Below are 24,204 nucleotides of genomic sequence, written 5' to 3' on the forward strand. Positions count from 1 at the left end.
CGCGCCGTCTCCTCCGGAGACATGACGCGCCGTCACTACGTGACGGAGCGTCGCGACGTCGCTCCGCGACGATTTGTAACGTCGCTCCGCGACGTTACAAGGCTGGCTACAGGGATGGGTACCGGCCCGGTCGCCCGCCGTTACGAACTGTGGCTTCGGGGCAACGCGCTCCAGTATGCCTCTGAACTGCACCTTCTTGGCACTCTAGGGCTAGTGAGCCGACTTGGTTGGAGCGCCCTGGCGCCACTCTGCATTGCCTAGTGTACCCATTACGTAACGCGCAAACGTTCGGTACATAAATCATGTAACGGCTACTCTCCGTGCTGGGAAGGGAGGTCTGGACCTCTTGAAACGCCCGAGAAGCTGAAATGATGGAAAAGAAGTCTCCCCGAAAAGGATTCTGCAATTCCCGCCAAGAAGACGCCGTGCATTCCGGATTATTCACTCGCGTTACATTATCTGTCTCTGGTTGGGTGTGTGAGGTAAATTATTGTGTCGCAAAATCGGAGTATTAGGAGGAGCCTCATTCGCGTTCCTTTTCTTGTGCTGGCTTATTTGGGTTCTCGGAAGGCGTGCATGGGAATTGGTATCCCGCCAAGGTTGATGTTGGCTCCGAGCTTGCCGTCGCGGTGTCCCTATCGGTCGGGAGGCGCAGCGCTGCGCAGCGGGACGTTGGTTTCCGAGGTTCTCGTCGAACTCGCTTCCAGGGTCCGGGAGTTGTCTCCTCGTCGGCGGCTGCGGTCGCAGCAGGTATGCCTGTTGAAGGACGAGTGGTTCTGCCTCGAGCTGCCGTGCTGATCGCCGCCTCTCCCCCGCCCCCCATTCCGGGGCGGTCGGCTTCCCTCGCTTCGCTGTTGGGTGACGTGGTGGCTATGGGGCGAAGTCCACGGGTGCGTGCGACGGACACTGCGGCCGTCGCTACAGAAACAGGGCTGGCGACGACTCATCCTGGGCGTGGATCTCTGGTCGGCTGGCTTGGGCCCGCTGCAGGTCCACTGAGCGCCTGCACGGTCTGTGATGTAGGTCACAGGCATGTTCGACGATTCTTTGCCGGATCAGCGCCCTGCCGGGACCGAAGGGTGAACGCTCATACCGATCAAGCAAGGAGCATCGCCCCATGACCACCATCGGTGACGGTCACGCGAACTCGGCGGATTCTTGCAGTACTCGGCCGTCGGCCGCCCTCGTCCACGTGCCGATGACTCGAGAGTTCCTGGCCGCCCTCGTCCACTCCTCTGGAAGCGTGGAGGGGCTGCTCCAGGAACTGCGTGGTGACCTCGTGCTTCGCCCCCCTTCCGCTCTGCCGACTCCGGCAGTTCCCGCTCCAGAGCCTGCAATCACCGAGAGGGTCCGGACGGTCTCCCTCGTCCCCGCCAGGCCGCAGCAGGCCGGCCACGGCGCGGACGTCGTTCTCGTCCGGCGGGTCGACGGTCAGCTGCGCACCCTGCTCGCTCAGGTCAAGTGGTCGTCGCACACCCGCGAGCGGGAGCGGGCCCGTCTGGGGATCTTCGCAGCGCTCAACGCCCGACGGGCGGTCCTGGAGAGCCGGACAGTGGACGAGTGGAAGCCCACGGTCGCCGAATTCGCCCGCACTTGGCTCGGCGTCCGTCGAGCGGATGAGGACTGGCTCGAGGCGGTCTCGACCGCCCTCATCGGTGCCTGGGTCGACCTGCTGGAGGAGCACCTCCTCGACGAGGTTGCCGAACCCGGCCTGGAGCACCTGAAGAAGGAATCCAGCACCATCCATCGCCAGCTGCAGCCGCTGTTCCAGCGCAAGACCCACGGTGCACGTCTGCTCTCCCTCGACCACCCTGCCCCCGGCGGCGCCCTGCTCGACCTAGTCACTGACAGCGCCTCCCCGAACCAGAATCTGCTGCTGTGGGAGCCGGAGGGCGACCGCGCCGCCGCCGTCTTCGCCCGGCTGCCCCGGCACGAGCAGGACCTCGCACGGACATGGGCCACCGCGGCCCCGGGCAGCACCTGGACGGAGTTCGCCGACCTCGCTGGCGTGTCCGTCAGGGACGCCGACAACTTCCGCCGCAAGCTCCGGCGCCTCGGCCGCCAGCACACCCATGCCGGGCGCCGTACCCGGAGCAACCCGTGAACCTCCTACAGGCCGCACTCCCCGAGTACCTCGCCGACCTCGCGGCTGCGGCCACCCTCACTGCCATCGCGTGGATCACCCGCAAAGCCCGTCGGCGGAAGACGAAGACCGCCGCCGACCACATCCCACCCTCCTGAGGTGCGAGGGCCTCACGCCCGGGGTTCCGAACCCCCTAGTGCACTCCCGCGACAAGAAGGGCCAATCCGTGAACACCCCGTCTGCCGAACCGAGGGGCTACGCCGTCTTCCTGGGTGACCAGGCCCCGCTCGATGCCTCCCCGGAAGATGGTGGCGGCTCGCTCCAGTTCGTCTTCCCTGCTGCCGACGGCGTCCAACTGATGAACCGAGGCGCTGCTCTGAGCAGCGCGGTCTCTCGTCCGCCCCACGACGACGGGCGGGCGCCCGGCCTGGTGCAGGCTCTCCGCCTGCGCACCCGAACGGCAGCAGCCGCGCTCTTCGACGATCCGACGGCCGCGGCTCTGGACAACCAGCCAGAGCTCGTGGACGCCTTCGCTACCAAGGTTTTGGCTGTGCCGTCCAGCGCCCGGTGGCGCGAAGCCATCTCTACCGCGGTGATCGGCTCATCATGGTGCGCCGGCCTGCTGTCCACCGGGCATCTGCCCGCTACCGCCCTCGGTGCGCTCAAAGCTGAGGCCCGCACGCTGCATCGGCAACTCGTGCCGCTGTGGCGACGGCGCACCCGGCACGGCCGCGTACTGTCCCTCGACGCCGACCTGGGCGGCCTGTCGCTGCACGATCTGGTCTGCGTCCACACCGACTTGCTGACCCACACCGCAGGTGGTGTGTTCGAAGACCAGCGGCTCAACTCCGTGCTCCGCCGCCTGAATGCGGCGGAGCAGCAGGTGGTCTTCGCGTTCGCTGCGGAGGAAGGCGCCACCTGGGCCGAGGCAGCCGCTGCCACCGGCGCTGACAACCCAGGAGGCCTTGGTGAACGCGTACGCCGCAAGGTCAAACGGCTCGCCGCCGAACACGAACGCCGGGCCGGGCTGCGGGAGATGATGTAGGCCATCCGAGGCATCGACGGCCGCAGCAACGTCGGGTACTGCGAACACTCCGCGGTCGGGTGCTGCTGCCGGTGAAGGCAGGGCCCGGATGAGTGGACCCGGCACTGCGGTGAGGACAAGGGGTGCCTCCTCTCCGTCGTCGGCGGGGTTCTTGCGCAGGCTGAGGAGGCCGTCGGCTGGCGCCCCCCTCAGTAGTCGGCCTTTAGTCGTCCTCGACCATGTCGTCATCGGTCGTTTTCTCGTCTCGGCGTCCTCATAGCTCGAAAGATCTTGGAGGTGCTGATACCCGTTCTGGGGGTTCGTGCGATGAACCAGGCACACGGATAGGTGCGGTCGAGGAACGGGGCGGTGGGACGTCGGTCTGTCTGCCGGTGTCGGCGGCGGGAAGGGTTGGCCGCTGGCGGTCGTGTCAGGCGCCGATGCCGATGTAGGAGACGTAGGTGTAGGCGCCCCAGTCGGAGTCGAGTTCGGCGATGACGTCGTCCCAGAGGTCTTCCAGGGTGTTCAGGTCGTTGGCGACGAGGGCGTCGACGGCGTCGTCCCAGATGTAGCGGACTTGCCGGTGCTGGATCCTCAGGTTGCTACGGCGGCGTGGTTCGTCGACGGCGGTCTGGTTGACGGGGTGGATCTCGATGCGGGTGCCGCGGCCGCCTCGGTTGAGGTGCTGTTTGAGGGCGCCGGGGTTGGCGAGCACGTTGTGGGCTCGCAGGTTCCAGTAGGCGGTGTCGATCGCTTCGAGGTTGGCGGGGCGCGGGCGCTGGGTGCCGCGGGTCCAGGCGCGGATCGTTGTGGGGGTGGCGTGGATACCGGCGTCGGCCAGGGCTTGGGGGCCGCCTTTGGTGGTGGTGAGGTAGCGCATGCGGGCTTTCAGGCCGCGGCGGGTGTCGACTGGGGATTTGATTCCGCCGTCGATGATCATGCGTTCGAGGGCGTCTTCGAGGGCGCGGGCGAGGGCGATTTTTCCGTGGACGTTTCCGGGGTCGCGGTGTGCGCCGTAGTTGCCGAAGTTTTTCCATCCGTCGGTCGACATCTATCGGGCGCTCTTCCTCGGCAGGGGGTACTGGTCTTTTTGTTTCATCTGGGTGGTGAGGCGGCCTTCGGTGAAGACGGTGCGCCAGTCGCCGGTCACGTGGAGTTCGTCGGTGCCGCGGACGCGGATGACGGTGAGGCCGTTGGTATGGGCGCGGTGGGATTTGTACCAGAGGTTGGCGAATGCCTGGGAGCGGATGATGTGCATCCAGTCGGGTCGGCGGATGTCGCGGTTGACGCTTGATTCTCCGATGGTGGAGGTGAATTTCGAGTACATGGATTTGATGTATTCGACGGTCACTGTGTCGTCGTTTTCGATGGCTTTTGTGCGGGCCTCGGTGAGGACGCGGCGGAATTTTTCCAGGAGGCCTTCGCTGGCGCCGGAGGTCCAGCATTCGGTGATGTGCGGGGGCTCGCACAGGCCGAGGCGGGCGCAGCGGATGAGGAGGCGGATGGTGGCGTCGTCGAGGAGGACGGGGCCGTCTTCGCGACGGTTGCCGATCGGGTCGGGCAGGTCAGGGTGGTGCCAGATAGGGCGGGCGGGGAGGCGGTAGATGCCGGAGCGTTTGGGGTCAAAGCCGCCGTGGGGGTCGTGGATCAGGGCACCGATGGGCAGGTGGGTCTTGAAGGCGGACAGGAAGCTGGCGTTGGTGTCGAGGGCGTTGACGGTGATCGGGGGGTGGCTGCCGTTTTGGAGGGCTTCCGTGAGGTGGGTGTTGGTCCAGTTGTGGCGGCCTTCCCAGATTTCGTCGGCGCCGTCCTTGGTTTTCTTCCGGAGGAATTCGAGGGTTTCCGGATAGACGGTGTGCTCGTAGTTCCCGCCGACGCGGGTCGCTTCGAACAGGGCCATGGCGTTCGGTACGGCCTTTTTCACCAGGGCTTCGGTTGCGGTGGTGATGTCGCCGTCGTGGTCGTGGAGGGCTTCTTCGACGGCGTGGGTGATCATGCCGGTGAAGTAGCTGTAGTCCCGATTGGCGTAGCCGCCCTGGGCCGGTGCGGGGCGGCGGGGCGATGGCCTGGGTGCGGCGGCGGTGCGGGCCGCCGGGGCAGGCTGGGTGGGCGTGGGGTCCATGGATGGGCTGGTGGGGGCCTGGAGAGGCGCCTGCGGGGCCTGTGCCGGGGCGTGCGGGGTCGCGGCCGGGGGTGTGGGCGGTGCGGGGGTGTGGGTGGTGGGGCTGGCGTAGGGGTGGGTGGGATCGGTGATGCGGGCGTGGGCGAGGTCGGCGTGGAGGGTGAGGGTGGCCTGCGGGCCGAGGTCGCGTTCGGTGACGGTGGCGTGGATCTGGTCGGCGTCGCGGGTCAGGGTGATGGTGATGTCCAGGCTGAGCGCGGCGATGAGGTGGGGGTCGTCGGTGTCGACGGCTGCGAGGACGGGGAGTTCGTGAGTGCGGGCCAGGTGGGCGAGGGCCTGGGCAGCGTCGGTGATCTGGGTGGGGCCGGACAGCGGCAGCCGGGGGTCTTCGGTGGTCTGGAGGCGGTCGACCACGACGAGGGCCAGGCCGGGCAGGTCCGGGACGCTCTCGGCGATCGCGTCGGTGGTCAGGTCGGTGCCGTCGTCGATGTAGAGCGGGGCTTGGGCCAGGTGGTGGTGGAGGGCTGCGGTGTCGTCCTGTTCGGTGCGGGTGAGGCGGCCGGCTCGCAGGCGGCGGTAGTCGACGGGCAGGTGCGCGGCGACGATGCGTGCGGCGATGTCGGCGCGGGTGAGTCCGGAGGCGGCGTACAGGACGGGTTGGTGCTGGTCGAGGGCGCTGGTGCGTGCGGCGGCGGTGGCGATCAGGCTGGATCCGGCGCCCGGGGCGGCGGCGATGAGATAGAAGCGGCCGGGCTGGAAACCGCCAAGAACGTCGTCCAGGGCGCGGATGCCGGTCGACAAGCCCATCAGTGGTGTGGGTGTGGTGGTTTCACCGGTGGGGACGGTGGTCGGGAGGACGGTGTCCAGAGCCTGGGCGAGTGCGGCCAGGCGCCGCGGAGTACGCGGCGCAGTGATGACCGGAGGGCCGCTGGCCGGGACGGCGGTCTCGTGGCCGGTACCGGGCATCGCGGGAATGGAGGGCGGTGGGCCTGGCTCGGGCGGGGCCGAGTGGGCAGGTGCAGGCGTGTCTTGGGCTGCTGGCACCGGTTCCGGCTGTGGTTCCGAGGGCGTGGCGGCTGCTTCGGCTGGAGGAGCTGTCGGCGCGGGCGCGAGACCGTTGGCGGCCTCGGCTTCGGCTGCTGTGGTCGGGAGGGGGTTCTGGGCTGTATGCCGGCCCTCAGGGGGTGTGGTGGCGGAGTTCGGGGCTGCTGGTGCAGCCGGAGCCGCTGTGCCGGGTACGGGCTCGGCTTGAGGTGCAGGCGGAGTGGGGGTGCCGTCCATAGCTGCGGCGAGCAGGACGGCGACGGGGGTCCTGTGGCGGCACAGCACCTGAGGGTGGCCCTCGGCGCCGTACTGGATCAGATCTCCGAGCTTTTTGCGGGCGTCCGCGAAGCTGTGGGTGGGGGCTTGGATGAGGTCCCAGCCCAGTTCGGTTGCGTGGGCGGGGGTGGTGAGCAGTGCATGGTGCGGGCCACGCGTCAGGGGGGTGGGGTGCCCTTGGATGGCGGCGTTGATCAGCTGCTTGAGCGTGCTGCGGGCCTCGTGCAGCGTCGCCGGGCCGGTACGCGCCAGGGCATGTGGTGTGTCCGCGTCAGGGGCGGTGGAGGTTGTTCCCGGCTCGTCCAACGGGCCTTCAGCTGACACGAGTTGACTGTCCTCGCCGTGTCGTCGGCCAGCGTCTTCGGAGGCTGTCTTGGCGGCTGCGGATGGGGTGGGGGGTGTCGGGAAACTCAGGGGCCAGTTGCCCGCCCAGCGCGGAGCCTGGCCGGACGGCTCCGTTGAAGCTGCGGGCGGGGCAGTGTGGGCGAGGTTGTCCGGCACGACAGCGCCGGAAGACGCCTCACCGGCGGTGTGGGATGAACGCGAGGAGGACACCCGGGGACTCCAAGGGCAGAAGCGGCAAGCGGGTTGTGAGGGGAAGGTCGGGCAGTCGGCTCGGCAGCGTCCGCCGGTAGGTGCGGAACGACCGGACCGCCAAAAATGTAACGCTGCCACCTAGTCTAGCTGACGGTACATAACATTGGCCGGGGTTATGTAACGCCCGCCGGGGGGAGTCGCGGGTGATCACGCCCGATCCTGCCCGGGAGGATCGGTGGCGATGGGCGGAAGACGGCAGGACGGTAGAGCTGTCAGGCGTGATCGGCAACCTGTCCCGTGGGGGTGGCGCGCTCTGCCAAGGCCTTCAGCTGGGCTCGGAAGGCGGCCTGCTCACCGGCCCATGCTTGCCTCCGGGCCCCGTCCTCCGGCTCGTCGTCGCCCTCGGGTTCGTCGTAGTCCTCATACAGCCAGATGTCCGAGGACTGCTGCTGGAACGCCCTCTCGCGCATCCGTTCCTCGTAGTCTTCGTACGTCTCGTCCGGATGGATCTGCCCGGTACGGCGCTTGATCTCCTGGTCGCGCTCGCGGCGTTCGAGGTACTCCTGCACGGCCGGGTCGGCGTCCGCGCACGACCCTCTGCCTCGCCGGGGCGGCTCGGGCGGTCGCCGGCGGTCCTCGATGCGATCGAGGACCGCGTGCCACTGTGCGGCGTCCACGACGCTCACGCCGAAGGCTTTCAGGAGCGCGGACAGCTGCTCTCGGCCGGGCAGGACCTTCCCGATGAGGATCAGGTGGGCTGTCGAACGCGGTACACGGTGCCCGTCGGCTTTGGTCGCCTTCTCGATGGCACTGTAAGAGGGCCGGCCGGCCCTCAGGCGCAGCCGCGTCAGTTCCCGGCCCAGGGAGGCGGGGGTGCGGACCTGCCGGGTCCGTCGGCCGCGGCCAACCAGGTGCGGGCGGGCCTTCTCGATCGCGGCTGCCTTCCACAGGCTCAGGGCTGTCGCTTCCCGCCGCTGCGTGGAGTGGCTGCCGGGGTCGCCGGCAGCGCGGGCGTAGGCGAGGACGGTCTCGAGCGGGGGCAGGTGGGTGCCGCGGGCGGCCTGGCTGAGGGTGGAGGCTCCGCGGTACCCGGGCGCGCCCGGTGGGCCGGTGCGCTCGGACAGGGTGGCGTAGGTGGTACGGGTGTCGTCCTTGAGCTGGCGCAGGTAGACGGCCAGGGCCCGCAGCCGGGGGCTGGTGCCGGCGGCGACAGGTTTGGTGGGGCGACCCATGTCACCGGGTGCGGCGGCGGAAGGGCTTGGCGACGTCGCTGGAGCGGCGGCCGGTGATCAGGTCGGCCACTGCGGCGGCCACCACGACCAGCGCGGCCGGGACGGGCCGGTTGCCGGCGGCCAGTCCGGCCGATGCCAGGACGACCACGAGGATGACCACGACCTCGGGGATGCCCAGCCGACTCGGCTGGGTGCAAGCAGGGAGGTGGCTGGCGCAGAACGCCGGCGGCGCGGGGCTGGCGGCGGGCAGGGGAAGGGCGGACATGAACAGCTCCAGGAAGGTAGGGGTGAGGCACCCAACCCCGGTGATTCGGGAAGGGACTGGTGCGAGGCGTATCCCGCCGTCGATGCCTCAAGGTTCCCTCGCAGACGCTCTCAAGGCCAGCCTGATCGGCGCCCGTTCAGGCTGACGTGTTCACCGTCGTGAAACGCAGGTACGTCGTTCGTCCCTGGCCAGGCCACCGGGAAAATCGGGTTGACCCGAAACCGTCCAGGGCCTGCATCGTCCCTGGTGCAGCTGGCCGAGAGGTGTGTGAAGCGAAATTCCCGACTCCGGACACGAGTTCGAGTGGGCGACAAGGGCGTCTGGTTCCCGTTCTTTGGTCGGCAGCAGTCGGCCGGGGTGGGTGACGGAGAGCGGAGTACATATCCGCTTTCGGGGTGCAGAGAGTGTGTGGCTGCGACAATGAAGTACCGCAGGGGGCGGGTGGGGCGACCTCGCCGTAGGTGAGGGTGCAGGCCTCTTTGTGTGAAGGGGGAACGTGGGGGCGTGGTTTGAGCGCATGGCGGCTGTCCCTGGCCTTGCCTTTGCCGGGAGCCCGGGTGTCATGCGGGAGGCGCTGCCGGGCGCAGGGGTTCGTCCGGACGAGTCGTACGGCTCGCCGATGTGGCCGACCGCCGAGGGGAGTACGTCTGCGACACCGGCCAGCCGGCATGTGCCGTTCGACGCGCGCGGCGCTGAGCTGATCGCCCGTGTCTGGGAGGCGCTGGAGCTTCCGGGCTCGGCCAGGGACTACCACTTTGTTCTGCAGAGCGCGGTCGATCGGCTGTGGAGTACACGTCGTGCGGAGCCGGGGGCCCTCGCCGCGCTTGAGGTGTTCGCCCTGCTGGACCTGGAGTTGATGGAAGCAATCCCGCACGCGGTGTCCTTCGACACCACTGATGCTCCGGCGGCGTTTGTGCGGGTGTCGTCGGTGCCACGGTTGATCGGCCTGCTGGAGCGCGAGGGCGCCTTCGCGGAAGCACTTGAGCTGGCGCGGCGGTTGGCCCGTTTCGGGCAGGGCGAGGATGTGGCGGCCCGGCTGTCGGAGAAATCCCAGGCGCTGGTTGCCGAGGCTGCGGCACAGGGTGGATCGTCATGATTGCGGGTCTGGAGCGACTGATCCCGGCTGCCTCCTACTTGGAGGAGGCGTTCTTGCGGTGGGTGCTCACGCCGGCCGTGGACGCGTCGATCGTTGCGCGGGTCCGCAGTCAGCACCCGGTCACCGTCAACGAGCGCGCTTACCGGCTGGACTACCTGATCGCGGGTGAGGCGCTGCAGTTGGCCGTCGAGCTCGACGGGTTCGCTTTCCACAGTGACCGGGCCGCGTTCACCTACGACCGGCTGCGACAGAACGATCTGGCCGCGACCGGCCTGACGGTGCTGCGGTTCTCCTACGATGCGGTGCGTACGGACACGGCGCGCTGTGTGGCCCAGTTGCAGGCGATGCTGAGGCAGGATCCGCTCCTGGCGCCGCTGGTGACTGCCGTGCCGCGCATCGGGATCCCGGACATGGCCGGCGATCCGATGCGGGCGGCCGATCCGCCTGGCGGTGCCGAACTGCCTTCAGGCGGGGCGTACTTCGCCGGTGTGCGGGCCAGGGTGGACCGGGCGCCGCTGCGGGCGTGCCAGGACGAGGCGTTGGCCGCGTTGGCGAACTACTACGCCTCCGGTGGCCGGCATGCGGCTGCGGTGATGGCGGTGGGGTCGGGCAAGACGGCCTTGGGGGTGGCGGCCGCGTTGTCGTTTAGTCGACGGCGGGCGCTGGTGGTGACCCCGGGCTCGGTCATCCGCGGCACCTTCGCCAAGGCCCTTGATCCGGGGATACCGGGCAACGTCCTGTATGGGCTGGCGGGCGGGCCGCTGCTGCCCGGTGCCCGTCCGCCGGCCACGCTCGTCCTGGACGCGGACGACGGGCAGATCAGCCAGGTCAGCCGTGAGCGGCTTCTGGACGCGGACATCCTGGTCACCAACTTCCATGCGCTGGGCACGGGCGACAGTGACGGGGACCTGCTGGCCAAGCTGGAGACGGAGGACATCGACTTCATCGTCGTCGACGAGGCGCACATCGCGGCCAGCGCCTCCTACCAGCGGCTGTTTGCCCACTTCCAGGGTGCGCGCACACTGCTGATGTCGGCGTGCTTCCAGCGTTTGGACGGCAAGCCGATCGACGCCGATGTCGTCTACCGCTACCGGCTGGTCGACTCCGTCGCGGACGGGTCGGCGAAGAACCTGCGGGTGCACCGGTTCGCTCCCGAGGTGGCGTCGACGGTGTATGAGGCGGTGTGGCCGGACGGGCGGCGCGAGCAGATCGTGGGCCGTGATGCTTTGCTGGCCGCGCTGGGCGACGAGCGGAAGTTGGCACGCATCACCGCACAGTCCGAAGCGCCGATCCGCCAGGTGATGGCCGTGACGCGGGCGTGTCTGGATGCGCAGGCCAAGCTGCTGGCGCCAGTCAAGCCGAGGGTGCTGTTCGCGGCGATGGGCCAGGCGCATGCTGAACAGATCGCGCGGATCGCCGAGGAGTACGGGATCCCCAGTGCCACGCTGCACCACAGCATGCCCGCCTCCGCGATCGCCTCCATCCGGCGGCGCTTCGAGTCCGACGCCGGGGATCTGCAGGGCATCGTGCAGCTGCGGATGCTCGGCCAGGGCTACGACTTCCCGCCCATCACCGTGGTCGTGCCGCTGCGCCCCTATGGCAGCTTCGGCGAGTTCTACCAGTTCGTCGGCCGCGGTGTCCGCGTCCTGCGCCAGACCGCGGTGGCTGCCGGCCAGCAGTACCTGGACGTGGTCTGCCATGCCGAACTCGGCCTGGAGGAGCATCTGGAGGCCATGTGCGCGGACAACGACATGGATCCCGCTGTGCTCCTGGATGTCCCGCTGATCGACGCCACCACCATGGAAGGGGATCTCCCCGGCCCCGGCGGCGCCGCGGAGGGGGCCGGCGGGGGTCTGGGCGGGGTGGACGCGTTCGTGCTGTACGAGCGGGGACGCGTCGAGCAGCGCGTGGTGCACGAGCTGGACCGTGTGGAGGCCCGAAGAAGGGAGCGGGAAATGCAGCTGATGGCCCAGCGCTACGCCGTCTATGCGCAGAACACCGCTGCCCCGGTGCCGTTTGAGCAGTTCGTCGAAACCATGCGGAGGCTGACCGGTGGCCAGTGACCCGACACGCTGGTGGCAGCCGGCTCTGGAATGCAGTCCCGAGCAGGCGCTCGCCCTGGAGCGGGCGGCCGGGCAGCAGCAACGGTTCGCCGACATCGACGCCCTGGCGGCCAGACTGCTGGCCGCAGGGCTCGCCGGACGGCCGGTGGCCACCGTCGTCCCCGGCCGAGGACGCCACACGCCGGACACCGCCAAGGTGACGGCCCTCACCCGGGAAGAGGAAGTGCTCTGCGCCCACGCCTTCGGGGTCCAGGAGCAGCAGCGGCTCGGCGCGTGGTACCTGCCCCAGAAACTCTCGGTCAAGGCAGGGGCAGTCAATCTGCCGTATCTGCTGCGGGAACGCCCTGGCCACGCTCTGACGCTGGCCGCCGATGACACCGCCCGTCTCACCGCGGTGGAGGACTGGGACGCGGTGTTGCTGTGGGCGCTGCTGGTGCCGCTGTTCGAGACACTGCTTCAGCCCATCCGGCTGCGGGCGGCAGGAGAGATCTTCCCGCGCACGGAACAGCAGCGGTTCTGGACAGCCATCGAGGAGCGTTACCGGCTGCTGGGCATCGACGAGAGCGCGCTGGAAGCCTTCCGCTTCGGCGGCGGCTGGCACCAGCTGGACCGTGCGGGGCAGCAGCAGGCCCGCCTTCGTTTGCTGGACACCCTTGCCGCCGCCGACCTCGTGCAGCTTGCCGCACGTCACCGGATCCAGCGGTTGCAAGGGCTGATGGCTGGTTTCGCCAAGAAGGCCAGGACGGGAACAGCCCTGGCGCGCCGGGTGCTCACCAAAGAGCTGCAGCCGGTCGTCTCCGCGTACTTCGGGGGTGACTGGCTGGCTGTGCTGGGTTACCTTCAGGCTCCCCCGCACCCGGATGAGGAGATCATCACCGCTCTGCCCGAGCCTCGTCTGTACGTCGGCATGGCCACGCAGACGGCTGGCATGGCTGCCGAGGCGGGCATCGCGGAGGACGAGGTCCATGCGATGCTCGCGGCCTTCCTCGGCGGCGGCAGTTCTCTGTCTCCGGTGGAGGAGCGGGCTGCGGCCCTGCGCGGCTGGTGGGCGGGCTTCGACCAGGCGCATGCCGGCCAGTCACGGGGAATGCCGTCGTTGTGGGGGCTGGTCGATCAGGATCTGATGAGTCTGAACCGGACCGAGCAGGGGTACACCCCTCAGTTGTACCGGCAGCGTCTGCCCGCCGATGTCCTGGAACGGGTGGGGCGGCTGTGGGAGACGGTGACGCTTGCGCGGTATCCCGGCAGCATCGTCAGCAACCCGCGCCCGCACCAGACCGTGGCCGAAGCCCTCGGTCCCGCGGCCGAGTTCTGGCATGGCGTGGGCCTGACCGCCTGGTTCGTGTGCGAAGGCCCCTACTCCCGCACCACCTTGGACCGTGTCGACCGCTACTACAGCAAGCCGCTGGCCGCCCTGCGCGCGGCCGAATGCCCGGTCGACACCGCCTTCTTCCGCGAACTGCAAGCCGCCGAACAACTCCTGGGGCCGGAGGAGGAGATCACGGACAGCGAGGACAGTACGGTCGAGACCCCATACGGGCAGGTGACGTTCACCTCCAGCATGAGTCACGGCGCCCGCCGGGAGGGCTTCGAGCGGGTACGGGACCTCATCACACGGCACCGGCGGGCCTGGGCCGAGCAGTATCTCGGTGCCTTCGTGGAGGGCCGCTGGCGCTCCGAGTTGGAGGAGGTCGCCCACCAGCATCACCGCTTCGTCGCCGCCAAGGGGCGTCCCCCCACGCTGCCTCAGTTCGCCCGGTTCGCGACCACGGCAGCCAACCACTGGACGGGCGGCGACCTGGGGGCGCTGTACACGGCCATCGGCGAGCCGACGCCATCCCAACAGGAGCGGCCTACCCGCCTACTGACTGAGGACGGCTACGACTTCGCCCGCCGGGTGTACCAGGAGCTGGGGGGCAAGCCCGTCGACCACGACACCTGGATGAACAGCCCGGAAGAAACCCAACGGCAGTGGCAGCTCAGCCGCCTGGCCACTGAGAGCCTGCGCTACCTCCAGCTGCAGGAAGCACTCGGGCAGCCGCCGACCGCCAAGGAGTTCGGCGCCCAGCGTCTGACCTGGCCCTGGCCCGGCGAGGAAACCGAGGGCTGGCCCATCCTCCAGCGCGTTCTCGCCACGCTCACCCGTACCAGCCCGCCCTCGGCCACACCCCACTCCCCCACCAACCCGCCGCCTCCCACCGAGGAAGGCGGCACTCGGCGCCTGTTGACGAAGGGAGCCAACGCGGCCATCCGCACCGAGCCGACCATGGTCCGCATCACCGCCACCGGCGCACCCGTTGACGTGTCCGCTGTACTCCTCACCCGCAACGGCAAGGTACGCAGCGACCACGACCTCGTCTTCTACAACCACCCCAGTCACGACGGGGTCAGCGTCGGCGGGGATACCGTCACCGCCGACCTGGGCCTCATCCCTGACGACATCGCAACCATCGCCGTCATCGTAAGCATCGACCTCGAGGCCCAACCCGCCGCAGTCTTCGACCAGCACACCCTCTGGCAAGCAGACATCACCCAGCCCTCCCGCACCCGACTGGCCTTCACACCTGACCCCTTCTCCTCGGGTGAGACCGTCACCATCGCGGTGGAGCTCTATCGCCACACGACCGGATGGAAGGCCCGTGCTGTCGGGCAGGGCTACGACACCGGGCTGGCGGGCCTGGCCACCGACTACGGCATCGACGTCGAAGCCTGACGCCCCCTGTCTGGTACGCGAAGCTGTCGACGACCAGGTAAGTGCGGCCGCCGCCGTCGATCTCGCGTGCGAGAGCCGCTGCTGGTGCCCACCCTTCCTGGTGTTCCCGGGCCAGCTGGATCTTGCGCACACGTTCTCCCCTTGGGTTTCCGTTCCGTCCCGGTACGTCAGGGAGGTTAGGGTGACTGCGACGCGCACCATGGGGGGTGCTAAGTGAGCAAGGCACGCTGGAGGTGAGCATGGGGCTGCGCCCGACACACCTTGGCTACGCTTACCAAGACCTGCTCACCGCGCTGCGGCTGGTGGACCTGGCGGTGGGACGTGCGAATTCCCTGCTGGTCGACACGAAGATGTTCACCGGGGACCGATTTGATGACATCACGTGCGAGTGGGGCACCGGCAGCCGCGAGCGGCTGCAGATCAAGCACACGGATCATGACCGCGCGTTGTCGCTGGAGAGTTTCACGAAGGACAAGCGAGGCCTACGCCTGGATCTGCTCTTCTCCTCCATGGACCACGACTTCACCTCGGATCCGGGTGCCTCGCATCGCCTCGTGGTGCGCGACATGGAGCCGGAGGATCCCGAGCTGACCCGGGTGCTGCGCCCGGTCCACGCGAGCACCGATCCCGGGCCTGCACTGCACGGCTTGAGCAGCAAACGGTTCCGTTTCGACGCCGCTGCGCTGCGTGCACACGCTCCGTGGAAGGAGATGCTCGCCCAGGTCAGTGATGACCTGCTCACCCGCGCTTGCGCATCCCTGGTCGTCGACACGGATCTTCCGGCGTGTTCGCTCAACATTCGCGAGCCCGGGCCAGCCGAGGCGGCCTTGCTGCACCGCATCACCGAAGAACTCGGTGCCGGACGGCCGCCGAACCGGCACCGCACGCCCGAGGAGGTGGCGCTGGCCCTGATCGAGGCGGCCAAAGCGGCGCGCAGCCGGGCGGGGACCGTGATAGTCGAGGACCTGCTTCCTCGTCTGAGTCTGGAAGTCGACTTCGGAGCGGTCCGTGAGGGGCACCCCGTGGACCGTGCCACCGAGGTGAGACGCCCTACGGTACTCACGGGCGTGGTCGCGGCTGTGAAGGACGCTGCTCAGCAGGGGGGTGTCGTGGTGGTCACCGGTGCTCCCGGCATCGGCAAGTCGTGGTTGTGCGAGCAGCTCGGGGATGCGCTGCGGGAGACCTGGCTGGCGGTGCGGCATCACTGCTGGCTCGGCGCTGCGGACATCGACCGTGAGCAGCGTGTGCTGACCGAGGTCGTGATCGGCAGCCTGCTGAAGCAGCTGGGGACGGCCGTTCCGGAGGCGCTGGCGCAGGTCAGGCCACGCTACGCGGCCACGCCGGAGACGCTCACGGCCGCGGTCACTGCCGCGCGCGGCCTGGCACCGGACCGGCCGATCGCGCTGATCGTGGACGGTATCGACCATGTCAGCCGGGTTCTTGGATCCACCACCGGCAGCGCCTTTCGTCCGCGGGTGGACCCGGCGGCCTCTCTGGTCGCGGACCTCTGCGCCCTGGAACTGCCGCCCGGTGTCGTGCTCGTCCTGGCCAGTCAGCCCGGCCCTCACCTCGAGGCCGTCGACGACGGTGCCTCCCGTCTCACCGTTGCCCCGCTCAACCGCGCCGAACTGCATGCTCTGGCGGACCGCCTGGGCGTGTTGACGGCCTTGGCGTCCTCCTCTGCCGGTGAGGGGCTCGATCCCGCTGCGCGGGCGGAGGCCGCGGTCGCACTGATCGAGGAGCGCTCTCGAGGCAACGCCCTGTACGCCACGTATTTGTGCCGGCAGGCCGTTGGTCCTGCCCCGGGCCTGGGAGCGGCGCTGGCGCCGGATGGTGCCGGCGATCCTCTGGAGAGGTTGCGGGCGGTGCCGTCGTCGGCGCATGACCTCGACGACTACTACGCTTATCTGCTGGCCGGTCTGACCCCCGGGCAGCGTTCTGCTGTCAGCATGCTCGCGGTCTGCGACTTCGCTGTGAGTGCGTCGGAGCTCGAGGAGATTTTCCCGCTGCCCGGAATGCAGCTTGGTGCCGCGCTGACCAGTGTGGCACCGATCGTCGCGCAGCAGCCGGGTATCGGCGGACTGAAGATCCATCATGAGAGCTTCAGCCGCTTCATCCGCCGGGTCGACGGTGACGACGGGTGGGTCGATCAGGTCCGGTCCCGGGCGGCCGATTGGTTGTCCCAGCGGGGCTTCTTCACCGATCCCCGCGCGTTCCGGCACCTGCCCGAACTGCTGGCCGCTCTGGGGCGCGATGACGAACTCGCTCTGCTAATCGAACCCGATTTCCTCTCCCGCGCGATTGCCGGGCTGCAGCCTCCTCAGGCCATCGTCCACACTCTGACCGTTGCCGCGCGGCGTGCGGCGGTCCGCAACGACTGGCCCACACTGGTGCGCTGCGTCGAACTGAGCCGGGCGCGGGCGACGTATGAGGACGAAGGCCTGCCGGGTTCCCTGGTGCCGTATGCGGATGTGCTGGTGGCGCTGGTGGGAGCCGACCGCGTGGCGGCAAGCCTGATGTACGAGGGTGTGACCACGATGGCGGCGCGGTGGGGCCTGCAGCTGTGTGCGGCGGTCGACCGGGCCGGCTGTGCCGCCCCGTGGGAGGCGTACCTGACGGCCTGGGACGAGGCACGCAAGGATGAGCGTGTCCACTACGGATCCGAGAGCGATGAGTCGGTGTTCCTGGCGGAGTTGCGCGGACGGATCCGGTTGCCGGCCCGGGCTGCTGACGATGTCGAGCTCGGGCAGGTCCCGCGTACGCTCGCGCAGCGGGTGGCCCGGTTCCTCGACCAGGAGGCTCTGACGTCGCCTGAGGATGCGCTGGGTGTGCTGTTGGACTGTCTGGGTCCAGAGCCGTTGCTCGAGAGCGCGGAGCTCATCGAGCAGCCCGACCGGCGCGCGGCCCTTTTGCTGCACCTTGCGGACGCCCATGGCACGGCGGGCGGCGCGCTGCCGTCTGCCCGCGCGCTGGCCACCGCGGCCTGGGCCAGCGGGCCGTGCGATCCGCGGCGCCTGCTCCGCCATGGCGTGGCAGTGTCAGACCTTGCCGAGGAGCTCTTTTCCGGGGACATCGCCGCGGTTCTCGCAAAAGCAACACAGGATGTACTGACCGATCGTGCCAGTGGCCTGTCCGGCCCGGTGAACAGGTGGCTGACACTGCTGGCCGTGGCCCATGCCGCCGATCCGCAGGCGCCCGCCCGACTGCTCCCCCTCCTGGACGGCGTTGGCTTCTACCGTGCCTGGCTGCGCTTCACCCTTGCCACCGTCGGCCTGCACCGCGACATCGAGGCGGGCATCCTCACAGCCGAAACCGCGTCCGCCACCGTGCGTGTCGCGCTCGAACAACTTGCCCAGCATGCACACGCGTTCACGGGCAGCCCCCGGGCCTGCGATCTTGCGGACATCCACCGGCAGGTGCGGCAGGTGCTGCACGACGCCGTCGCCCTGCTGCGCGGCCATGATGTCGCCGTGGGCATTGCCTCCCTGCAAGCCGTCAGCCAGGGCACCACCACCTCTCTCATGGGCATGGCCGGAACCGGTCCATTGATCACCACGGAGCTGGTGTCCCTGCTCGCCGGGAGCGTCGGTCAGGCAGGGTCCAACGTCGTGCACGAGCTCATGCGCACGCTGCGCGGAGCGCAAGCCGAGCGCCGTGCTCTGTATGCGGAGGACGCCGACTTCGAGCTTGAGATGGCCCGCGTGAGTCTCGCCTGCGACGACCCGCACGAGGCGCAGCGATGCTGGGAGCGTGCCGCCCGCTACATGGGGGCATACGGCGGCCACAAGGACATCACCATCGAGGAACTGCTGGATCCGCTGCCTCAGCTCATGCAGGCCGATCCCGTTCAGGCGCAGGTGCGTCTGGCGCGTGCGCAGCCCCTTGTCTATCTCGTCGCGGACTGCACCGACGGGCGGGGCACGGCGGGAACGCCGCAGGAATGGTGGCGTTTCCTTGCGCGCCTGGATCCGCGGGGTGCCGCGCAGTTGGGCGCCCAGGTGCTGCTGGCCGAGCCCGGGCTGCCCGATGGCCGGGTCGGCGCGGCCCACCAGCAGCTGCTCGCCACGCAGGCTGACACGGCCGACCCCGTCGTCCTGGCCGCGCTCCGCATCGCCGCTGGACCCGATGGCCGCAGCATCCAGCAGGACGTTGCTCTACTCACAAGGCTTGCTGACCTGCCCGGCGACGACGCGGCCCGCGCATCGCGTCTCCTGCCGGTGCTGGCCAATGCGATCACTTCCACCTACGACGACCAGACACTGATCGCCGCATCGCAGGCTGCCGGGGACAAGCCCACTTCTGCGCTGCGCACAGCAGCACAGCGTTGTGACGGTGAGGGCGGCTCGCCCTGGGCGCCCCGCCCCGTGCCCAACAACACCTCACGTGACTGGTTCGGCACCGAGAAGCGCCCCACCATAGACGCGTATCTGCACGCCCAGCAGCGCCCGACGCTGCCAGAAGGTGTTGCTGGCGCGCTTGCCGCTGTCCGGGACCGCAGCAGCAAGGCATACGACGCCCCCTCGGGCCCACGGTGGTCGAAGGATGCCCTGGCCAATGCGGTCGGGTGGCGACTTTTGGAAATCATCGACGGTCAGGGAACAGAGTCAGCCACCCAGTTCCTGCACCGGATCGCCGACGAGATGAACGCCTCCAACCCTCTTGAGCTACTGGCCGACCTCGCCGTGGGGCTCCGCTTGCGCCAGGACAGCGATCCTGGTGTCTTCGGCCCGCTCGCCGCTACGGCGGGCATGCTCGCCTACACCAAGATGCGAGGCGCTAGCGGATGGCGTTCCTTCGGCGGCAATGACCGGCTGGATCTGTGGCAGCAGGCGCACTCCGCGGACCCGGCCACCGCAGCCCGCAACCTCGCAGACCAGGTGGCCCACGCCGTGGCCGAGGCCTCTTACAGCCGCACTATCGGTGTCAGCCTGGCCCTGGTCTCGGCGTTCGCTGTTCAACCTCCGCTTGCTTCGCCCCCGGCTGTCAGCGCATTCGCCTGTTGGGATGCGGCGTATGGCGTCATCGCCCACCGTCTGCCGGGCCGTGCCCGTCTCGGTCAGGGGGCCTACCACCCGGTGCCGGAGCAGGCGAACCAGCACGACATCGACATCGCGCTGTGCGAACTTGCGTTGGCCACGGTTGCCCTGCCCGAACGCGGCGACAAGCGCCGCGCCCTGATCGCAGCGACGATTCTGCTGGCCAGCCGTTCCGATCAGGCACAGGCAGCCCTGGCGCGCATCCTCTCCTTCGACCTCGGAGCCGGCCCCCTGACCTGGCTCCTGACCGTCCTACAAAGCCACCTGCCCGACGGACCCTTGGATGCCGCACTCCTCGAACAGCTTGTCACGCTGTGCGGCAGTGACAAGCTGTCCGTCCGTGCGGATGCCTCCGCCATCCTGGCCCGCGCCGGTCATCAGGCGCCCGCACCTGCGGCAACGGCAGCACATCCGACACTCGCACGCGCCATCGCCGCCGCTCTCTCCTCCTCCGAGGACAGCGCATGAACAACCCTCGAGAGTTCGCGACCCACCTCGCCGACCACTTCCTGGGCGACCGTCTCGACGCCGCCGGCAGTCCGGCCGGGCTGCGCGAGACCGTCATCGACCTCGTGGTCGATGCTCTCCCCCACGTCGAGACGCTGATGGGCACACAGCTGGATCTTCTGACCAATGGACGCCGCAGCCAGCTTCCCGACGCCTACCTCGCCGACCAGGCCGCCGCCGAAGACTCCCTGCAGCGCGCTGCCGCCGGCCTGCGTGCCGCGCTTGCCCAAGCGGGACATCTCGGCAACGCCCAGAATTTCGAACGCGGCGCGGCCGCGCGACTGCGCGATGACCCCCGCGCGGCCCTGCGTGGCGAACTCGCCCGCATTCCCCGCCCTCTGACTCGGCCCGAGGCGCTGGTGTGGTCGCTCGATCCAGCACCCTGGTTCGGTGACGGCCAACAAACGGATGAGCCCTGGCCGCCTTCCGGCTTCGCTTCGGTCGCGGGCCTGCGGTCCCTGCCGGAAAACGCCATGGCCTTTGCTCGCGTGGGTGAAGGACCACACGAGGGCTGGGTACAGATCGGCTTGTTCGAGCGGCAGCGCACTCCTGCACGCCGGTACCCGGGTCAGCCCGCTCGCCAACTGCAGATCGCCGTTGGTCTGGAAGCCCTCGACGACGACCCGCCCCCCGGCACGCTGCCCGCCTCCCAGGCCCCCTGGCAGCTGTGGACCAGCCCGTGGCGGCGCCTGGGACTCGGCCTTACGACCGAGTCAGCAGCCGAGCACATCAGCACCGCAGACCAGGCCTTGACGGCCCTCACCGACGCTGGAGTCACCGGCCTGATCGATACGCCTCGCCCTCGAACCCTGAGCGGCCTCGGCCTGCCCCTCTACGTACTCGCACCTGCGGCCAGCGTCGTGGCCGCACTCGGACTTGAACCCACAGAGGGCATCTGCGGGTTCAGCCTCAGCGACGCCACCGGTGAGGCACTGATCTGCCGCCAGTGGCACGGTCACCTCGTCCACGACGGAAACTACGAACCGCTCCTGCCCGCGGTCGCGGGAGCTGATCTGCTCATCCGGCCCGATCTGTTCGCCCGGCTGCACCACATGATCGGCGCCGCCCGCTGCCGAGCCGGCGTCAGTGTCCACCACATGTCAGCTGACGACACCCTCGACGACGAGGACTGAGGGCCCCGCCGACGACGCTCCCATCAACCCGCCTTCATGTGGCGGGCGTGCCGCGGCCAGCTCATCCGCGGCGGCGGCCAGGCTGTGCCTGGGCGTCGACGGTGTGCTCGGCCAGGTGAGCGAGGACGGCGTGGTTGGCCTCCCAGCCATCGGCAACCTTGGAGGCAGCTCCGGGGTGCACAGGGTCGTTGGAGGGGTGGGCATCGAGGAGTTCGGTGATGCCGGCACGGGCCACGACGATGCAGGCGTGGCGGTGTCGTGAGGTGAGGACGCACAGGCGGCCGGCTTCCAGGTGGAAGGCGGAGGCGTCGCCGCGCCCGGAGAGGGGATGCAGGACGATGGTGACGCGGAATTCACAGCCTTGGAGTCGGTTGGCGGTATCGACGGTGATGCCGTGCAGTTGGCGGTACTGGCGTGCCAGAAGAGCGCGGATGTGGTGGGCCTGGCTGCGGTGGGCGGTGCCGATGGCAATGTCACCGGGCAGCAGGACGTGGCCTTCGGGAATTTCCTCGCAGGTGGTGACGGCCTGGCGGACCAGCAGCCGCTCTGCGATCCCGAGGGCGGCCTGAAAAGCTTCGATGTCGTGCGGGCCGGTGATGCGGGCCGGCAGTTCGAACAGTGCCCATCCGGTTCGGGCGGCGTGTTCGATGACCTCGTCGCTGGGGGTACGCATGCCGCGGATGGAGAACGTGAGGGTGCGGTCAGCTGCACGGCTTCCGGCGTGAAAGGGCGTGAAGGGGTAGAAGGCGTCGCTGATCAGGGGGACAGCTGAGGGCGGCAGGCGCCAGGACACGGGCAGGGAGTGAACGGGCAAGTCGCGGTTGTTGGCGAGCACGACGGCGACCGCGCTGTTCATGGGGTCATGGGACAGGCCTTGAAAGCGGTCGGTTGCGACCGCGGAGAAGGGGTCGAGTTGACCGGGATCTCCGACGAAGAGTGCCCGGTCAAAGAGGCTGGCGTTCCACAAAAGCATGTCGGAGCGCATCTGGTAGGCCTCGTCAATGATCGCCCATGGCCATCGGCGGTCAGTGACCGTGGCCCATTTCATGGCAGTTCCCACGATGACGTCGGCCGTCTTTTCTAGGGCTTCGATGCGGGTGCCGATACGGACGCCGGGATGTGCCTGCAGGTCGTGCGGGACTGTGTGTTCCGTTGCGGTGAGCCGGGCGGTGCGCAGATGCGGGTGGTGCCGGGCGAATCGCCGCACGAGATGGTCGACCTGGCTGTTGGTCTGGGCAATGACGGCGCAGGGGGCGCTGGACTGCGCGAGGGCGTCGGCGGCTCGGGCGACCAGGGTGGATTTTCCGGCGCCTGGCGGGGAGTCCACGACGATTCCGCGGTGGGTGAGCGTGGGCAGCTGCTCCAGGATGGCGCGGGCGGCCTGGTCCATCTGCTGCTGCGGCGATGGCTGGATGGGAGATGTCACTGTTCTTCCTCGCCCTCGCCCTTGTCCTCGTCCTCGTTGCTGTGGTCCGGATGGTCAGCGGGAGGGCCGCCGTGGGTCCATGGTGTCTGGTCCCGTGAGGGAAGTTCCGGCATCCGGTAGGGGTCCGGTGCGACCGTGAACACGAGGAAGGCACCGGCTTCGGGCAGGACGTCGTAGTTGGGACGGTCGGCGTGGCCCATGCCCGCGGTGATCTCGAGTTCGACGAGAGTGTCGCCGTCGGAGAAAGTGATCTCGCAGATCTTGTAACCGGCCCTGCGGTAGGCGTGGCAGGCCAGGAGCTGGCCGGGTTCCATGCGCAACTGGTCCGTGGTGGACACGGTGAGCCGGGGTCGCCATTGTGGCCGTCCGGTGGGCCCGCGAAGGGTGTGCTGCGAGTCGACGGCGGTGACGGTTCCGCCGAAGGCTGCGCCGGTGGTGCGCAGTTCTGCTCGTACGAAGGGGTCGTCGGCGGCGCGCTCTGCCGCAAAGGCTGCGGCTGCATGTTCCATGACAGTCAGGCGGACAGCGGCGGCGACGGCTTGGTCGCGGGCTGGCCGAGGACGCCCGTCTTGGGCCAGGTAGATGCATTCCTTGGTGAATGCGGTGCGTTCGTGGTCCCAGCGGCGGGTGCTGCCCTTGGCTTCGGGGAGGGCCTGCAGCAGTGCGTAGGCGTGCCACATCAGGTCCCAGGTGGGTTGCATGTATGCGGCCAGTAAGCGTTCGAGTTCTGCCAGAGGGCGGGACTGGTCTCGTCCTTGGGCCCGTGCACGGGCGTGGGCGTTGAACAGGGGCGCCAGATGGTCGTTGTCGAAGGCGGGGTCGGTGGCTGGACCTGCCAGGCGGCGGGGGGCTGAGTCCTCTGCCTTGAGTGCGGCGTCGCGTCCCGAGGCTGTATGGCGGGGTGGGTCAATCCAGGCCAGCAGGGTGGCGAGGTCGTCGTCCTCGAGAGGGCTCTGGCCGGTGGCCCAGTGCATGCCGAGGAAGCGGGTCAGGGGGATAAGGGCAGCTGAGCCGGGAAGGTCGGCACGGTCGCTGAGGTAGGTGAGCCAGTGTCCCAGGCACTGAATGGATTGGGAGTCGGCGTCCTCACGGTCGACGCTGCGGAATCTCAGGTCGTCTCCAAGGACTTTCAGGTGGTGCACTGTTTGGGGGTTGGGGACGAGGATCTGAGGGGCGTCGGTGTAGCGCTGGAGTGGTGGCCTGTTGTTGCGGGCGGGCAGATGTTCGCTGTAGCGCTGGCAGTTGGTGATGTGTGCGATGACGGTGTCTGCCAGGGCGGCGAGCATGGGTGCGGTGCTTCCTGAGGGCGGCGCGACCAGGAGCTGTGGGCGGTACGGGTCATTGCCCACCATGGCCGCCAGGGGTCGTGCGGCGGGGCCGGTCTGCTTCAGCGCGAGCAGCATCAGCGGCTGGTCGCTGAGGTGGAGGTGGCGCAGTTGGCTGGTGGGAAGGGCGTTGCCGGTGTGGGCGGCGCGCATCCGCAGTAGTGAGGTGAGCAGGCTCATGCGGTGTCTGTCTGGAGTTCTGCGTACATGCGCTGTGCATGGCGCAAGAGCAATGCTCATGACCTGTGGATCGGCCTCGGGCTGGACGCGAAGGGCGTACCTTCCCGAGTGATCGACTTCTGGTCATCGAGTAGGCCGACGT

At 68.8% G+C, this 24,204-nt stretch carries 14 protein-coding genes; 8 read left to right on the forward strand and 6 right to left on the reverse strand.

Features of this window, described 5'->3' with window-relative positions; all coding sequences use genetic code 11:
* The first annotated feature begins 1,117 nt into the window (after positions 1-1,117).
* From ABT063_RS49775 to ABT063_RS49785, 3 genes are all read left to right on the forward strand, one after another.
* Positions 1,118-2,104 carry a hypothetical protein gene (locus tag ABT063_RS49775; RefSeq protein ID WP_351068529.1) on the forward strand — a complete coding sequence of 329 codons (987 nt, stop codon included), beginning with the start codon at positions 1,118-1,120 and terminating at the stop codon, positions 2,102-2,104.
* The gene (locus ABT063_RS49780) at positions 2,101-2,241 is read left to right on the forward strand and encodes a hypothetical protein (RefSeq protein WP_351068531.1); all 141 of its coding nucleotides are present in this window, start codon (positions 2,101-2,103) and stop codon (positions 2,239-2,241) included. Before ABT063_RS49775 ends, ABT063_RS49780 begins: the two co-directional genes overlap by 4 nt.
* Before the next feature lie 68 nt (positions 2,242-2,309).
* The gene (locus ABT063_RS49785; RefSeq protein WP_351068533.1) at positions 2,310-3,128 is read left to right on the forward strand and encodes a hypothetical protein; all 819 of its coding nucleotides are present in this window, start codon (positions 2,310-2,312) and stop codon (positions 3,126-3,128) included.
* 409 nt (positions 3,129-3,537) lie between these two features.
* On the opposite strand, the gene ABT063_RS49790 is transcribed toward ABT063_RS49785, so the two are convergent.
* The 4 genes from ABT063_RS49790 to ABT063_RS49805 all read right to left on the reverse strand — a co-directional run bounded on the left by ABT063_RS49790 (position 3,538) and on the right by ABT063_RS49805 (position 8,583).
* The gene (locus ABT063_RS49790; protein ID WP_351068536.1) at positions 3,538-4,158 is read right to left on the reverse strand and encodes a hypothetical protein; all 621 of its coding nucleotides are present in this window, start codon (positions 4,156-4,158) and stop codon (positions 3,538-3,540) included.
* Positions 4,159-6,873: a DnaB-like helicase C-terminal domain-containing protein gene (locus ABT063_RS49795; protein WP_351068538.1), complete on the reverse strand. Its 2,715-nt coding sequence runs from the start codon at positions 6,871-6,873 to the stop codon at positions 4,159-4,161. It abuts the gene before it with no gap.
* Between the two features lie 485 nt (positions 6,874-7,358).
* A complete protein-coding gene (locus ABT063_RS49800) occupies positions 7,359-8,318 on the reverse strand; it encodes a hypothetical protein (protein WP_351068540.1) in 960 nt (319 codons plus the stop codon).
* A 1-nt stretch (position 8,319) separates the two neighbouring features.
* Positions 8,320-8,583, reverse strand: coding sequence for a hypothetical protein (locus ABT063_RS49805; RefSeq protein WP_351068542.1), 264 nt, complete (start codon positions 8,581-8,583; stop codon positions 8,320-8,322).
* A 562-nt stretch (positions 8,584-9,145) separates the two neighbouring features.
* Between ABT063_RS49805 and ABT063_RS49810 the strand changes: the two genes are divergently transcribed.
* The 5 genes from ABT063_RS49810 (at position 9,146) to ABT063_RS49830 (ending at position 21,131) form a co-directional block, all read left to right on the forward strand.
* Positions 9,146-9,679, forward strand: a complete 534-nt coding sequence (locus tag ABT063_RS49810) for a hypothetical protein (RefSeq protein WP_351068545.1) — start codon at positions 9,146-9,148, stop codon at positions 9,677-9,679.
* Positions 9,676-11,742, forward strand: coding sequence for a DEAD/DEAH box helicase family protein (locus tag ABT063_RS49815; RefSeq protein ID WP_351068546.1), 2,067 nt, complete (start codon positions 9,676-9,678; stop codon positions 11,740-11,742). Before ABT063_RS49810 ends, ABT063_RS49815 begins: the two co-directional genes overlap by 4 nt.
* Positions 11,732-14,455, forward strand: coding sequence for a TerD family protein (locus ABT063_RS49820; protein ID WP_351068549.1), 2,724 nt, complete (start codon positions 11,732-11,734; stop codon positions 14,453-14,455). Before ABT063_RS49815 ends, ABT063_RS49820 begins: the two co-directional genes overlap by 11 nt.
* A 239-nt stretch (positions 14,456-14,694) precedes the next feature.
* Positions 14,695-19,959, forward strand: coding sequence for an AAA family ATPase (locus ABT063_RS49825; RefSeq protein WP_351068551.1), 5,265 nt, complete (start codon positions 14,695-14,697; stop codon positions 19,957-19,959).
* Positions 19,956-21,131, forward strand: coding sequence for a hypothetical protein (locus tag ABT063_RS49830; RefSeq protein ID WP_351068553.1), 1,176 nt, complete (start codon positions 19,956-19,958; stop codon positions 21,129-21,131). The genes ABT063_RS49825 and ABT063_RS49830 overlap by 4 nt, the downstream gene beginning before the upstream one ends.
* Before the next feature lie 61 nt (positions 21,132-21,192).
* Here ABT063_RS49830 and ABT063_RS49835 read toward each other — a convergent pair whose 3' ends face one another.
* Together ABT063_RS49835 and ABT063_RS49840 are read right to left on the reverse strand one after the other, a co-directional pair.
* Entirely contained in the window at positions 21,193-22,557 is a 1,365-nt protein-coding gene (locus ABT063_RS49835) for an AAA domain-containing protein (RefSeq protein WP_351068555.1), read from the reverse strand.
* Positions 22,554-24,062: a hypothetical protein gene (locus ABT063_RS49840; RefSeq protein ID WP_351068557.1), complete on the reverse strand. Its 1,509-nt coding sequence runs from the start codon at positions 24,060-24,062 to the stop codon at positions 22,554-22,556. Before ABT063_RS49840 ends, ABT063_RS49835 begins: the two co-directional genes overlap by 4 nt.
* Positions 24,063-24,204 lie beyond the last annotated feature (142 nt).

The organism is Streptomyces sp. NPDC002838, assembly GCF_040295365.1.
In the GTDB taxonomy this organism is placed as follows: domain Bacteria; phylum Actinomycetota; class Actinomycetes; order Streptomycetales; family Streptomycetaceae; genus Streptomyces.

What these genes read in the sequence shown, in the direction of transcription:
- ABT063_RS49805 (WP_351068542.1), bottom strand. Translation starts at nt 8,583, where the DNA reads ATGTCCGCCCTTCCCCTGCCCGCCGCCAGCCCCGCGCCGCCGGCGTTC.
- ABT063_RS49825 (WP_351068551.1), top strand. Translation starts at nt 14,695, where the DNA reads ATGGGGCTGCGCCCGACACACCTTGGCTACGCTTACCAAGACCTGCTC.
- ABT063_RS49775 (WP_351068529.1), top strand. Translation starts at nt 1,118, where the DNA reads ATGACCACCATCGGTGACGGTCACGCGAACTCGGCGGATTCTTGCAGT.
- ABT063_RS49800 (WP_351068540.1), bottom strand. Translation starts at nt 8,318, where the DNA reads ATGGGTCGCCCCACCAAACCTGTCGCCGCCGGCACCAGCCCCCGGCTG.
- ABT063_RS49790 (WP_351068536.1), bottom strand. Translation starts at nt 4,158, where the DNA reads ATGTCGACCGACGGATGGAAAAACTTCGGCAACTACGGCGCACACCGC.
- ABT063_RS49810 (WP_351068545.1), top strand. Translation starts at nt 9,146, where the DNA reads ATGCGGGAGGCGCTGCCGGGCGCAGGGGTTCGTCCGGACGAGTCGTAC.
- ABT063_RS49815 (WP_351068546.1), top strand. Translation starts at nt 9,676, where the DNA reads ATGATTGCGGGTCTGGAGCGACTGATCCCGGCTGCCTCCTACTTGGAG.
- ABT063_RS49830 (WP_351068553.1), top strand. Translation starts at nt 19,956, where the DNA reads ATGAACAACCCTCGAGAGTTCGCGACCCACCTCGCCGACCACTTCCTG.
- ABT063_RS49840 (WP_351068557.1), bottom strand. Translation starts at nt 24,062, where the DNA reads ATGAGCCTGCTCACCTCACTACTGCGGATGCGCGCCGCCCACACCGGC.